Here is an 11,681-nt window from a genome sequence, read left to right as displayed (position 1 = left end):
CTCACATGACGCACCTGACCTCCCTCCTCGTCGCCAACCGGGGCGAGATCGCCGTACGGATCTTCCGCACCGCCCGCGATCTCGGCCTGGCCACCGTGGCCGTCCACTCCGACCCGGACGCCGACGCCCTGCACGTCCGCGCGGCCGACGCAGCCGTGCGGCTGCCGGGCGCGGCCCCCGCCGACACCTACCTGCGCGGCGATCTCGTCATCAAAGCCGCGCTTGCCGCCGGGGCGGACGCCGTGCACCCCGGCTACGGCTTCCTGTCCGAGAACGCCGACTTCGCCCGCCAGGTCCAGGACTCCGGGCTCACCTGGGTCGGCCCGCCCCCCGAGGCCATCGAGGCCATGGCCTCCAAGACCCGGGCCAAGCAACTGATGCGCGCCGCCGGCGTCCCGCTCCTCGACCCCGTCGACCCGGCCACCGCCACCCCCGCCGACCTGCCCCTCCTGCTCAAGGCCGCGGCCGGCGGAGGCGGCCGCGGCATGCGCCTGGTCCGCGACCTCGACGCGCTCAAGGAGGCCCTGCACGCCGCGTCGGCCGAAGCGGCCTCCGCCTTCGGCGACGGCGAGGTCTTCGCCGAGCCCTACGTGGAGCGCGGCCGGCACGTCGAGGTACAGATCCTCGCCGACGCCCACGGCACCGTCTGGGCCCTCGGCACCCGCGACTGCTCCCTCCAACGCCGCCACCAGAAGGTCATCGAGGAGGCCCCCGCGCCCGGCCTGCCGGACACCCTGCGCGAGAGCCTCCACACCGCCGCCGTCGCCGCGGCCCGCGCCGTCTCCTACCGGGGCGCGGGCACCGTGGAGTTCCTCGTCACCGCCGACGGGCGCCCGTACTTCCTGGAGATGAACACCCGCCTCCAGGTCGAACACCCCGTCACCGAAGCCGTCTTCGGCCTCGACCTGGTCGCCCTCCAGCTGCGCGTCGCCGAGGGCGCTGCCCTGCCCCCGGCACCCCCGGAGCCCACCGGACACGCCGTCGAGGCCCGGCTCTACGCCGAGGACCCCGCCCAGGACTGGCGCCCCCAGACCGGTGTCCTGCACACCCTGGACATCCCCGGCCGGGTCCGCGTCGACACCGGCTTCGCCGACGGCGACACCGTCGGCGTCCACTACGACCCCATGCTCGCCAAGGTCGTCGCCCATGCCCCCACCCGCGCCGAAGCCGTCCGCGCCCTCGCCCACGCCCTCGCCGGAGCCCGCATCCACGGGCTCACCACCAACCGGGAACTCCTCGTCGGCTCCCTGCGCCACCCCGAGTTCACCGCCGCACACCTCGACACCGGCTTCTACGAGCGCCACCTCACCACCCTCACCGACACCGCCCCGGACGCCGGTACCGCCGCTCTCGCCGCCGCTCTCGCCGAGGCCGCCCCCGCCCCGGACGCGCCTCTCGCCGCCCGCCTCGGCGGCTGGCGCAACCTCCGCTCCCAGCCGCAGACCCGCCGCTACACCGGCGCCGGCACCACGTACGAGGTCCAGTACCACCCCGTCTACCACCCCGGCGTTCGAGTGGTGTCGGCCGAACGACACCTCGTCACCCTCGAAGTCGACGGCATCCGGCGGATGTTCCACGTGAAACGCAATGCGAGCAACACCGAGGTCTACGTCGACTCCCCGCTCGGATCCCACACCCTCACCCCCGTCCCCCGGTTCCCGGACCCCCAGGACCGCACCGAACCGGGCTCCCTGCTCGCCCCCATGCCCGGCACCGTCGTCCGCGTCGCCGAGGGCCTCGCCTCCGGCAGCGCCGTCGCCGCCGGGCAGCCCCTGCTCTGGCTGGAGGCCATGAAGATGGAGCACCGCATCCTCGCTCCGGCCACCGGCACGCTCACCGCGCTCCACGCCGTCACCGGCCAACAGGTCGAATTCGGCGCCCTGCTCGCCGTAGTCCAGGAGGAACCGCAGCCATGAGCCCCACCATCGAGTCCGCCGAACACCGTGCCCTGCGCGCCGCCGTCGCCGCCCTCGGGCAGCGCTACGGCCGCGCCTACCTCGACCGCGTCGCCCGCGAGGGCGGCCACCCCGACGAACTGTGGGCCGAGGCCGCGAAGCTCGGCTACCTCGGCGTCAACCTCCCCGAGGAGTACGGCGGCGGAGGCAGCGGCATCGCCGAACTGGCCATCGTCCTCGAAGAGCTGGGCGCCGCGGGCTGTCCGCTGCTCATGATGGTCGTCTCGCCCGCCATCTGCGGGACCGTCATCGCCCGCTTCGGCACCGACGACCAGAAGCGGAGCTGGCTCCCCGGCCTCGCCGACGGCAGCCGCACCATGGCCTTCGGCATCACCGAACCCGACGCCGGATCCAACTCCCACCGCATCACCACCACGGCCCGCCGCGACGGCGACGACTGGATCCTCACCGGCCGCAAGGTCTTCATCTCCGGCGTCGACATCGCCGACGCCACCCTCATCGTCGGCCGCACCGAGACCGCATCACCCGGCGGGGCCGCACCCACCCTCAAGCCCTGCCTGTTCATCGTCCCGCGCGACACCCCGGGCTTCGGCCGTTCGGCCATCGACATGGAGCTGCAGGCGGCGGAGAAACAGTTCGAACTCACCCTGGACGAGGTGCGCCTGCCCGCCTCGGCCCTGGTCGGCGACGAGGACGCGGGCCTCCTCCAGCTCTTCGCCGGTCTCAACCCCGAACGCATCATGACCGCCGCCTTCGCCATCGGCATGGGCCGCTACGCCCTCGCCCGAGCCGTCGAGTACGCGAAGACCCGCCAGGTGTGGAAGGAGCCGATCGGAGCCCACCAGGCCGTGGCCCACCCGCTGGCCCAGGCCCACATCGAGCTGGAACTGGCCCGCCTCATGACCGGGAAGGCAGCCGCCCTGTACGACGCGGGTGACGACATGGGCGCGGGCGAGGCCGCGAACATGGCGAAGTACGCCGCGGCCGAGGCCTGCGTCCGTGCCGTGGACCAGTCCGTCCACACCCTCGGCGGCAACGGACTCACCCGCGAATACGGCCTGGGCTCACTCATCACCGCCTCCCGCGTGGCCCGTATCGCCCCGGTCAGCCGCGAGATGATCCTCAACTTCGTCTCCCACCAGACCCTTGGCCTCCCCAAGTCGTACTGAGCCCCTGCGGGGCGCTCGGCGGAGTCGGCCCGGTGGTCGCGCGGCCACCGCCCCGCCCACGTCCGGGCGGCCCGCCCGCCGGGCACCGGCCCGCACCGCGCGCGGACCGGCCCGCACAGGGTTCGGCCGGGCTTCGGGGTACTGCCCCGCCCCGCCGGGGTCGGATCCGCCTGTCCGGGGGCGGGTCCGCCTGTCCGAGGCGGCCGGGCCGCGCGCCGACCGTGCTCCGCAGGGGCGAGCCCGGGGCCGGGGCGCGGGCGCGGTCCCGCCCCGGACACCGCCGAACTCCCCACACGGGCCACCGCATAACCTCCCCCCGGAGGACCCGTACACCCCGCCCACCGCTCCGGAGGAGCCATGGCCACACCCGTCCACGCCACAACGGCGGCCGGAGTCACCACCCTGACCCTCGATTCCCCGGCCAACCGCAACGCGCTCTCCGCCGCGCTCGTCGCCGACCTCCGGGCCGCCTTCGCCGCGGCCGCCGCGGACCCCGACGTACGCGCCGTCGTCCTCACGCACACCGGTTCCACCTTCTGCTCCGGCGCCGACCTCACGTCCCCCACCGCCCCGGCCGACTTCGTCGCCCTGCTCCGCGAGATCGCCGAGCTGCCCCAGCCCGTCGTCGCCCGGGTCACGGGACACGTCCGGGCCGGCGGCCTCGGCCTGCTCGGCGTCTGCGACATCGCCGCCGCCGGCCCGACGTCCTCGTACGCCTTCACGGAGACCCACCTGGGTGTGGTCCCCGCCGTCATCTCCGCGCCGCTCCTGCCCCGCCTCGATCCGCGCGCCGCAGCCCGCTACGTCCTGACCGCCGAGGCCTTCGACGCCGCCGAGGCCGCACGGATCGGTCTGCTCACCCTGCACGGGGAGGACGTCGACGAGGCCCTCGCACCTGTCCTCGCGGGCCTGCGCAAGGCCGGACCGCAGGCACTCGCCGCGACCAAACGACTGGTCACCGCACCGGTACGCGCGGCTCTCGCGCGGGACGGAGCCGCCCTCACCGCACTGTCCGCGCACCACTTCGGCTCCGCCGAGGCCCGCGAGGGCATCACCGCCCGCCTCGAACGCCGGGACCCGTCATGGGCACGGTGACGGGCGCGGCGTCCGCCGCAACCGGCCCCAAGCAGGCGCGCAGCCGCGTCACCCGCCGCCACCTGCTGGAGGCGGCCGTGTCCTGCCTGGCCGAGCACGGCTGGGCCGGTTCCACCGTGTCCGTCGTCGCCGAACGCGCCGGTGTCTCCCGCGGAGCCGCCCAGCACCACTTCCCGACCCGCGAGGACCTGTTCACCGCCGCCGTCGAGTACGTGGCCGAGGAACGCTCCACCGCCCTGCGCGACCTCTTCCACGCCGGTCCGGCCGCCCGCCCGGCCGTGGTGGAGGCGCTGGTCGACCTGTACACGGGCGCCCTCTTCCGGGCAGCGCTCCAACTCTGGGTCGCCGCCTCCAACGAGGAGCAGCTCCGCCCGAGGGTCACCGAGCTGGAGGCCCGGGTCGGCCGCGAGACCCATCGCATCGCGGTCGAGCTGCTGGGCGCCGACGAGTCCGTACCCGGCGTACGGGAGACCGTGCAGGGCCTCCTCGACATGGCCCGCGGCCTGGGGCTGGCGAACGTGCTGACCGACGACGCGGCCCGCCGCGACCGTGTCGTGGCCCAGTGGTCGCGCATCCTCGACGCGGCTCTCGGCTGAGCGCACACCAGCGCCCGACAGGCCGCCGGGTCCGGAAGACACCACGGGGGCGCCGCGCCCGGAGTGGTCCGGGGCGCGGCGCCCCCGTGGTGGCGGGAGGCCGGGCCGGTCAGGCGGTCCCGGCGATGTCCGCGTAGCCCTCGATCTCCTGCGGGTCGCGCCGGCCCGGACCGGTGTAGCGGGCCGACGGGCGCACCAGGCGGCCGGTGCGCTTCTGCTCCAGGATGTGCGCCGACCAGCCCGCGGTACGGGCGCAGCTGAACATGGAGGTGAACATGTGCGCCGGGACCTCCGCGAAGTCCAGCATGATCGCGGCCCAGAACTCCACGTTGGTGGCGAGCACCCGGTCGGGGCGGCGCGCGTGCAGCTCCTCCAGGGCGGCCTTCTCCAGGGCGGCCGCCACCTCGTAGCGCGGCGCGTCCAGCTCCTTGGCCGTGCGCCGCAGCACCCGGGCGCGCGGGTCTTCGGCGCGGTAGACGCGGTGCCCGAAGCCCATCAGGCGCTCGCCCTTGTCGAGGGCCTTCTTCACATACGCCACGGCGTCACCGGTGCGCTCGATCTCCTCGATCATGCCGAGCACGCGGGACGGCGCGCCGCCGTGCAGCGGGCCCGACATGGCGCCGACGGCGCCGGAGAGGGCGGCCGCCACGTCCGCACCGGTGGAGGCGATGACGCGGGCGGTGAACGTGGAGGCGTTCATCCCGTGCTCGGCGGCGGAGGTCCAGTAGGCGTCGACGGCCTTGACGTGCTTCGGGTCCGGCTCGCCCCGCCAGCGGATCATGAACCGCTCGACGACGGACTCGGCCTTGTCGATCTCGCGCTGGGGGACCATGGGCAGGCCCTGGCCGCGGGCGGACTGGGCGACGTACGACAGCGCCATCACGGCCGCGCGCGCCAGGTCGTCGCGGGCGGTCTGCACGTCGATGTCCAGCAGCGGTTTCAGACCCCACACGGGGGCGAGCATCGCGAGCGCGGACTGCACGTCGACGCGGATGTCACCGGAGTGGACCGGGATGGGGAAGGGCTCGGCGGCCGGGAGACCTGGGTTGAACGCCCCGTCGACCAGCAGGCCCCAGACGTTCCCGAAGGAGACGTGGCCGACGAGGTCTTCGATGTCGACGCCCCGGTAGCGGAGCGATCCGCCTTCCTTGTCCGGTTCGGCGATCTCGGTCTCGAACGCGACGACCCCTTCGAGCCCGGGTACGAAGTCGGACATCAGGCGGCTCCTCAGATAGTGCGAACACGCGCGGCTCCCGGCGTGACTCGCGGTCCGGCGCGGTCATCCCCGTTGATGCCCGGCAGGGCCGATGGTCATCCGTGCGGGGACCTTCGGACCGGCCCCAAGATTTTGGCCGCTACGCCCCGGCTGCGGAAGCGTGACATACGGCACACCGCCGCGGGTTCACCTGCGGCAGGATGGCCGACGTGACCGATCAGGACATTGACCCCGCAATGATGCGCAAGCAGTACCGCTCGGAGATCGTCCACGAGGAGAGCCTCGCCGAGGACCCCATGGAACAGTTCGCCCGGTGGTTCCAGCAGGCGGCCGACTCGCACCTCTTCGAACCGAACGCCATGGTCGTCTCGACGGCCACCCCCGACGGGCGGCCCAGCTCGCGCACGGTGCTGCTGAAGCAGTTCGACAGCCGGGGGTTCGTGTTCTTCACCAACTACGCGTCCCGCAAGGGGCGGGAGCTCGCGCGGAACCCGCACGTCGCGCTGCTCTTCCCCTGGCACCCCATCGCCCGCCAGGTGATCGTCACCGGTACGGCGGCCCGCATCGGCCGCGACGAGACGGCGGCGTACTTCCGGTCCCGGCCGCACGGCTCGCAGCTGGGCGCCTGGGCCAGCGAGCAGTCGAGCGTGATCGGCTCGCGCGCGGAGCTGGACAGCCGCTACGCCGAGCTCGCGGCGCGCTACCCGGAGGGCGAGCAGGTTCCGGTGCCGCCGGAGTGGGGCGGTCTGCGGGTGGTGCCCCGGGAGATCGAATTCTGGCAGGGCCACGAGAACCGGCTGCACGACCGCCTCCACTACGTGCTGGAGGGTGACGAGAAGTGGCGTCTGGAGCGGCTCTGCCCCTAGGCGTCAGGCGTTCTGTCCCCGGGAGCGTCGTCCGCCCGGAGGGCGGGCGGCCCCGCGGCGTCCGGGGCGTGCGATCGCACGGCGGAGGGCGCCGAGGGGCGGGCGGTGGGCGGGACCTTCGCAACGGGCCCCGGGCCCCGGGGCCCGTCCCGCGGGAGCGTGGACGCAGACGACCCGCGAGCTCGGGTTCCTCTCCTGCAGTGAGAGGAGCCGGCCGGACGTGCCGGCGAGCCCGCGGGTCGGGTGACTGCTTGGGATTGGCGCCGGGCGATCCGCCGGGCACCGCACTGGGTGCGTTGCTGACGACGGGCCCTAGCCCGCAGCCACCTCACGCGTCCGGTTTCCGTACATTTCGGGAACCACCTCCCTTCTCGTGTGCCTCAGAGCCTAGGTAGCCCCGGCGGCGGCCACAACCGTTTTATTTCCCGCGCTCGCCGCCGGACCGTGCGACCGCCCGGTCCGGCCCGACCGGATTTCGTGTCCCCAATCCGGCGAAAGCGGTGTGGTGTGGGTCACGTTCGAGTTCAATGATCTGACGTGCCGCATACGCGAACACCTGCTGGGGGTTCCAGGTGAGTGCTTCCGGACGTGACGAGACCGCCGACGACCTGCTCGCCGCGCTGCTGGACGGGATGGACGCCGCGCTGTGCGCCTTCGATTCCGACGGGGTGATCACCCACTGGAACCGTGAGGCCGAGCGGATCCTGGGCTGGTCGGCCGGGGAGGCCGTCGGGCGCAAGGGATTCGAGGGGTGGGCCGTGCGGGCCGCCGACGCGCAGGACGTGCAGGACAGACTGATGTCCGCCCAGCACGTCCCCGGCCGCCACGTCCACGAATTCGCGCTGCTCACCAAGGACGGCGGGCGGGTCCTGGTACGGACGCAGTCCGCCGGGGTGCCGGGTGCCGACGGCTCGCCCGCGGGGGTGTACTGCGCCTTCAGCGAGGTGCACGCGCAGATCGACCTGGAGCGGTCCATCGCGCTGAGCGAGGCCCTGATGGAGGACGCCTCCTGGGGCGTCGTCCTGGTCGACGTCGACCTGCGGCCCGCCGTGGTCAACACGCACGCCGCGCGGGCCTTCGGGACCACCGGCACCGCCCTGCTCGGTCGGCCCCTCGGGGAACTGCTGACCCAGGGGGTGGAGGAGCTGGAGGGTGCGCTCCAGCACGTGCTCGCGGAGGGGGCGCCGCCCGCGCCGGTCGAGATATGGGTCTCGGTGCGTACGGCGGAGGGCGTGCGGCGCCGGTGCTGGCGGTGCGGGTTCCTGCGGCTGGCCTCGCCGCTCGCGGAGGAACCGGTGCCGCTCGGCGTCGGCTGGCTGATCCAGGACGTCACCGAGGCCCGGCAGGAACAGCTCGATGCCGCGCAGGCGCGGTTCCGGTCCCACCAGCTCCACCGCGCCGGGCGGGCCGCCGCCGAATGCGAGGATCCGGCGGAGGCGGCCGCCGTGCGCCTGGACTTCGCGCTCGCCGGCTTCGCCGAGCACGCGCTGCTGGACGTCCTGGACCCGGCGGTCGACTCCGAGCGGCGCAGGCTCCTGCGGTGCGCCGCGTCGCCGCCCGCACTGCCGGGGCCCGGCTCGATCCCCGTGCGGTACGCGGCCGGGCACCCGGCGCTGCAGGCGCTGGACCGGATCGGCTCGGTGCGCACCAGCGCCCCGCGCGGCGAGGCGGACGCGGAGTGGGCGCGGGCCCGGCAGTGGCCCGAGGACGTGGCGCACGTGCTGTGCACGGTGCTGCGCAGCCGGGGCCGGACCCTGGGGGCGCTGACGTTCCTGCGCGGGCCCTCGCGGGTGGCGTTCGAGCGCGCGGACGCCGCGTACGCGGAGGAGGTGGCGGCTCGGGTCGCGGCGGACCTGGACCTGGCGACGCGCCCGCCGGGTCACTGACGGCGGCGGGCCGGCGGTGGGCGCGGTCGGGGCCGTTTCGTGCGGGCCGGGCGGTCAGGGGCCGCCGGTGTCGGCCGGGGCGGTCAGTGGCGGAAGAAGATCCGGTCGCCGTACTCCTGCATGACGCGGCCGTTCCACTCGTGGCCGCCGTCGACGTTGCCCGAGCGCAGCAGCGGAGGCTCCAGGCCGCGGGCGGCCAGTTCCCCGGCTGCTGTCGCCATGACCGCCTGCATGATCGCGCTGGTGACGACGGTGGAGGCGGGGGCGAAGGGGGCGTCGATGCCGTCGAGGCTCAGTTCGGCGTCGCCGACCGCGATCTTGCTGTCGAGGACGACGTCGCAGTGGTCCTTGAGGAAGGTGCCGGAGGTGTGTCGCGACCTGGTTCCGGTGGCGTACGCGACGGAGGTCACGCCGATGACCTTGAGGCCGATGGCGCGGGCGTTCATGGCCATCTCGACCGGCAGGGCGTTGCGCCCGGAGAGGGAGATGATCACGAGGACGTCGCCCTCGGAGGCGGGGCTGCTGTCGAGGACGGCGCCGGCGAGGCCGTCGACCCGTTCCAGCGCGCTGCCCAGGGTGGCGGGCATGACGTCGACGCCGGCCGTGCCGGGGACGGCCAGGAAGTTCATCAGGGCCAGGCCGCCGGCCCGGTAGACGACGTCCTGTGCGGGCAGCGAGGAGTGTCCGGCGCCGAAGGCGAAGAGGCGGTTGCCGGCTGCGACGGCGTCGGCGACGAGGCTGCCGGCCTCGGCGATGTGCGGGGCCTCCTCGTCCCGTACCCGCTCCAGCAGGCCGATGGCGGCGTCGAAGAACTGACCGGCCAGCTTGCTCTCGCTCATACGCCGATGGCCCTTCCAGAGGTGGGGTGCGTCCGTGTCCGCCGCTCACCGTGCGGTCTGGACCAAGGGCCTGTCAATACGGCCGTCCCTGCCGTGTCCGAAGCGCGGGGCGATGTCCGGGACGGGTCTTGACCCCTTGGCACGGGACGATTGTCGGCCTCATGCGTCAGAATTGGGGCAGGGCCAGCGCACGCAATCCGAGGGGCACGAATGTCCGGACTGATCGATACCACGGAGATGTATCTCCGCACCATCCTCGAGCTGGAAGAGGAAGGCGTGGTACCCATGCGCGCCCGGATCGCCGAAAGGCTGGACCAGAGCGGGCCGACGGTGAGCCAGACGGTGGCGCGCATGGAGCGGGACGGCCTGGTGGCCGTCGCCACCGACCGCCACCTGGAGCTGACCGACGAAGGCCGGCGGCTCGCGACGCGCGTGATGCGCAAGCACCGGCTCGCCGAGTGCCTGCTCGTCGACGTCATCGGGCTGGAGTGGGAGCAGGTCCACGCCGAGGCCTGCCGGTGGGAGCACGTGATGAGCGAGGCGGTGGAGCGGCGGGTGCTGGAGCTGCTCCGCCACCCGACCGAGTCGCCGTACGGGAACCCGATCCCCGGGCTGGAGGAGCTGGGGGAGAAGGCCGAGGCGGAGCCGTTCCTGGAGGACGGCATGATCAGCCTGTCGGAGCTGGACCCGGGCACCGAGGGCAAGACGGTGGTCGTGCGGCGCATCGGGGAGCCGATCCAGACGGACGCCCAGCTGATGTACACGCTGCGCCGGGCGGGCGTACAGCCCGGTTCCGTGGTGAGCGTGACCGAGTCGCCGGGCGGTGTGCTGGTCGGCAGTGGTGGCGAGGCCGCGGAGCTGGAGGCGGAGATCGCCTCGCACGTGTTCGTGGCGAAGCGCTGATCCCGTAGGGTCCCCACCTCTACGGATCGGCCCTCGGCAGGGTTCGGTCCCGGCGCCTCGCGGCGCCGGGACCGGTCCTCCCCGGTGTGACCTGGAGCCCCGAGCTCTCAAGGTCGTCCCCTCGGACCGTCTTCCCCGAGCGGCCCGCCTCCCTGTTGAAAGGATCTCCATCGGCAGCGGCGGTCAATCCTTGAGCAAGGTCACTCGAAAGAGCGGTGTTGTGGGCGAGAACCCCGTTTTCGAATGAGGGTTCGATAATCTGGCGGGGAGCGAAGGGGGTGCATCTGCGGTGGTACAGCGCGTTGATGTGACAGGGGCCCAAGGTGTTCGGCTGGCCGCCTGGCAGTTCCGAGAACCGGTCGCCGAGACAGCTCCCCGCCCCGGAGTGCTGTTACTGCACGGGCTGATGGGGCGCGCCTCCCACTGGGCCGCCACCGCCCGCTGGCTCGGCGAACGCCGCCGCGTCGTGGCCCTGGACCAGCGCGGACACGGTCACAGCGACCGCCCGCCCGACGGCGCCGCCCCGCACACCGCCCTGGGCCGCGAGGCCTTCGTGGCCGACGCCGAAGCCGCCGTGGAACAGCTCGGCCTCGCCCCAGTGACCCTGATCGGCCACTCCATGGGAGCGCTCACCGCCTGGCAGCTCGCCGCCCGCCGCCCCGACCTGGTCGCCGCCCTCGTCATCTGCGACATGCGCGCCTCGGCACTCGGCGCGGCCTCCCAGCGCGATTGGGAGGAGTGGTTCCACCTCTGGCCCCTGCCCTTCCCCACCCAGGACGCCGCCCGCCGCTGGTTCGGCGAGGACGACCCCCGCGTGGAGCGCCCCGACCCCGGCCGCGGCGCCTTCTTCGCCGAGGTCATGCACGAGGCCGCCGACGGCTGGCGCCCGCTCTTCTCCCGCCGCCAGATGCTGACGGCCCGCGAGACCTGGGTCCACGACGCCCACTGGGAGGAGCTGGCCCAGGTCCGCTGCCCGACCCTCGTGGTCCGTGGCCTCGACGGCGAACTGGGCCGCGCCGAGGCCCAGGAGATGGTCCGCGTCCTCCCGGCCGGCCGGTACGCGGAGATCCCCGACGCCGGCCACTACCTCCACTACGACCAGCCCGCGGCCTGGCGCGCGGTCCTGGAACCCTTCCTGGACGACATCCCGGCCCCCGCGCCCTGACCCACCCGGCCCCGACCCAGCCCCCCACCG

10 protein-coding genes are annotated in these 11,681 nt (G+C 73.8%); 8 read left to right on the top strand and 2 right to left on the bottom strand.

Annotation, left to right across the window (positions count from 1 at the left end; genetic code table 11):
- Nucleotides 1–5 precede the first annotated feature (5 nt).
- From R4Z63_RS13585 to R4Z63_RS13570, 4 genes are all read left to right on the top strand, one after another.
- A complete protein-coding gene (locus tag R4Z63_RS13585) occupies nucleotides 6–1,916 on the top strand; it encodes an ATP-binding protein (protein ID WP_384447700.1) in 1,911 nt (636 codons plus the stop codon).
- Nucleotides 1,913–3,085, top strand: a complete 1,173-nt coding sequence (locus R4Z63_RS13580) for an acyl-CoA dehydrogenase family protein (RefSeq protein WP_384447697.1) — start codon at nucleotides 1,913–1,915, stop codon at nucleotides 3,083–3,085. The genes R4Z63_RS13585 and R4Z63_RS13580 overlap by 4 nt, the downstream gene beginning before the upstream one ends.
- A 357-nt stretch (nucleotides 3,086–3,442) precedes the next feature.
- Nucleotides 3,443–4,180, top strand: a complete 738-nt coding sequence (locus R4Z63_RS13575; RefSeq protein ID WP_384447694.1) for an enoyl-CoA hydratase family protein — start codon at nucleotides 3,443–3,445, stop codon at nucleotides 4,178–4,180.
- On the top strand, nucleotides 4,168–4,776 hold the full coding sequence (locus R4Z63_RS13570) for a TetR/AcrR family transcriptional regulator (RefSeq protein WP_052031070.1): 609 nt from the start codon (nucleotides 4,168–4,170) through the stop codon (nucleotides 4,774–4,776). The genes R4Z63_RS13575 and R4Z63_RS13570 overlap by 13 nt, the downstream gene beginning before the upstream one ends.
- 109 nt (nucleotides 4,777–4,885) lie before the next feature.
- Here the strand turns inward: R4Z63_RS13570 and R4Z63_RS13565 are convergent, their stop codons facing one another.
- Nucleotides 4,886–5,992, bottom strand: coding sequence for a citrate synthase 2 (locus R4Z63_RS13565; protein ID WP_384452946.1), 1,107 nt, complete (start codon nucleotides 5,990–5,992; stop codon nucleotides 4,886–4,888).
- A gap of 200 nt (nucleotides 5,993–6,192) precedes the next feature.
- Between R4Z63_RS13565 and pdxH the strand changes: the two genes are divergently transcribed.
- Complete coding sequence (gene pdxH, locus R4Z63_RS13560) at nucleotides 6,193–6,858, top strand: pyridoxamine 5'-phosphate oxidase (RefSeq protein WP_384452943.1); 666 nt, start codon at nucleotides 6,193–6,195, stop codon at nucleotides 6,856–6,858.
- A 572-nt stretch (nucleotides 6,859–7,430) separates the two neighbouring features.
- Nucleotides 7,431–8,744, top strand: a complete 1,314-nt coding sequence (locus tag R4Z63_RS13555; protein WP_384452940.1) for a PAS domain-containing protein — start codon at nucleotides 7,431–7,433, stop codon at nucleotides 8,742–8,744.
- A gap of 83 nt (nucleotides 8,745–8,827) precedes the next feature.
- On the opposite strand, the gene R4Z63_RS13550 is transcribed toward R4Z63_RS13555, so the two are convergent.
- On the bottom strand, nucleotides 8,828–9,583 hold the full coding sequence (locus tag R4Z63_RS13550) for an SIS domain-containing protein (protein WP_037924850.1): 756 nt from the start codon (nucleotides 9,581–9,583) through the stop codon (nucleotides 8,828–8,830).
- Nucleotides 9,584–9,793: 210 nt separating this feature from the next.
- Between R4Z63_RS13550 and R4Z63_RS13545 the strand changes: the two genes are divergently transcribed.
- Together R4Z63_RS13545 and R4Z63_RS13540 are read left to right on the top strand one after the other, a co-directional pair.
- Nucleotides 9,794–10,486 (top strand): iron-dependent transcriptional repressor DtxR, encoded by a 693-nt coding sequence (locus tag R4Z63_RS13545; RefSeq protein WP_030665907.1) that lies wholly within the window; start codon nucleotides 9,794–9,796, stop codon nucleotides 10,484–10,486.
- 289 nt (nucleotides 10,487–10,775) lie between these two features.
- Nucleotides 10,776–11,651 carry an alpha/beta fold hydrolase gene (locus R4Z63_RS13540; protein WP_037924853.1) on the top strand — a complete coding sequence of 292 codons (876 nt, stop codon included), beginning with the start codon at nucleotides 10,776–10,778 and terminating at the stop codon, nucleotides 11,649–11,651.
- Nucleotides 11,652–11,681 lie beyond the last annotated feature (30 nt).

Source organism: Streptomyces sp. PL-29, from assembly GCF_058344425.1.
The sequence above is the reverse complement of the archived record's forward strand: the minus strand, read 5'-3'. Positions and strand labels throughout refer to the sequence as shown.

Excerpts from the sequence above, each read along its gene's own strand:
- R4Z63_RS13550 (WP_037924850.1), bottom strand. The coding sequence starts at position 9,583 with ATGAGCGAGAGCAAGCTGGCCGGTCAGTTCTTCGACGCCGCCATCGGC.
- R4Z63_RS13570 (WP_052031070.1), top strand. The coding sequence starts at position 4,168 with ATGGGCACGGTGACGGGCGCGGCGTCCGCCGCAACCGGCCCCAAGCAG.
- R4Z63_RS13580 (WP_384447697.1), top strand. The coding sequence starts at position 1,913 with ATGAGCCCCACCATCGAGTCCGCCGAACACCGTGCCCTGCGCGCCGCC.
- R4Z63_RS13575 (WP_384447694.1), top strand. The coding sequence starts at position 3,443 with ATGGCCACACCCGTCCACGCCACAACGGCGGCCGGAGTCACCACCCTG.
- R4Z63_RS13565 (WP_384452946.1), bottom strand. The coding sequence starts at position 5,992 with ATGTCCGACTTCGTACCCGGGCTCGAAGGGGTCGTCGCGTTCGAGACC.
- R4Z63_RS13585 (WP_384447700.1), top strand. The coding sequence starts at position 6 with ATGACGCACCTGACCTCCCTCCTCGTCGCCAACCGGGGCGAGATCGCC.
- pdxH (WP_384452943.1), top strand. The coding sequence starts at position 6,193 with ATGGCCGACGTGACCGATCAGGACATTGACCCCGCAATGATGCGCAAG.
- R4Z63_RS13545 (WP_030665907.1), top strand. The coding sequence starts at position 9,794 with ATGTCCGGACTGATCGATACCACGGAGATGTATCTCCGCACCATCCTC.